The organism is Actinoplanes sp. GCM10030250 (genome assembly GCF_042666575.1).
Lineage (GTDB): Bacteria > Actinomycetota > Actinomycetes > Mycobacteriales > Micromonosporaceae > Actinoplanes.
This window is the reverse complement of sequence record NZ_JBHTDO010000114.1, coordinates 1-749: the sequence shown is the minus strand read 5'-3', so window position 1 is coordinate 749 and position 749 is coordinate 1. Positions and strand designations below refer to the sequence as shown.

Sequence of the window (749 nt, the reverse complement as noted above, 5' to 3'; positions counted from 1 at the left end):
AGGTGGGGAATAATTAATTCTTTAATTAAATGCGTAAAGAATGGGTAAAACATTTTTTGTGTAAATGCAAAAGTCATTTTTTGATAAAAGAATTTAAATGGCAATTTCGTAATTCGACAATTCAACAAAACGAAAAAAGAATGATCCGAATTCAATTCACTAAATCGAATTCGGATCATTCTCGCTATTCGGTTTTATCGCATTTCGCGATTTGTCAACTCCGGACTTTATCCTTTTCCGGATAAGTGCCTCATTTCTATACGGGATGAACGCGCCGTTTGTCAACGGAAATGCGCTCGTTAATTCCCTCGCCGAGAACTCGCATGTATTGGTTCAAGAACCACTTGAAACCATTTCGCATGTTCTCCTTTTCCTGGTCGCTTTCCATTCCCTGTTCTTCCATGAATGTTTCGATGGCTTCGCTATTGCCCGCCAACAAAAGAAGTTGCACAGCGGCATTCAATGCGTGCGATTCTTTCAGCTCAATCGGAAAGTCGTATTCGTCTTCCCATTCCAAAAGCATTTGCTTGAAGTGTCGGCGGTCGCGCCGACTGAGCGTCACATTCGTTTTGCGGAATTCGTTCGTGGCTGGCGTGGTCATTTCGTCTGCTCCTCTGGGTCGTGTCGTTGATTCAATGGTATCAGTGGCGGGTGACAATTCCGGTAACCGGTGACTTTATTCCAACTGTATAACAGTCATTTACCACCTTTGTTTCATATGTGGGTTATGAAGCGGACCGGGCGCGCGC

The 749-nt window shown here is 43.8% G+C and carries 1 protein-coding gene; it reads right to left on the bottom strand.

Translation table 11 applies throughout. The annotated features are described in order from the left end of the window. Nucleotides 1–256: 256 nt before the first annotated feature. Entirely contained in the window at nt 257–601 is a 345-nt protein-coding gene (locus tag ACFQV6_RS44285; RefSeq protein WP_378033745.1) for a hypothetical protein, read from the bottom strand. Nucleotides 602–749: the final 148 nt, after the last annotated feature.

What these genes read in the sequence shown, in the direction of transcription:
- ACFQV6_RS44285 (WP_378033745.1), bottom strand. Translation starts at nt 601, where the DNA reads ATGACCACGCCAGCCACGAACGAATTCCGCAAAACGAATGTGACGCTC.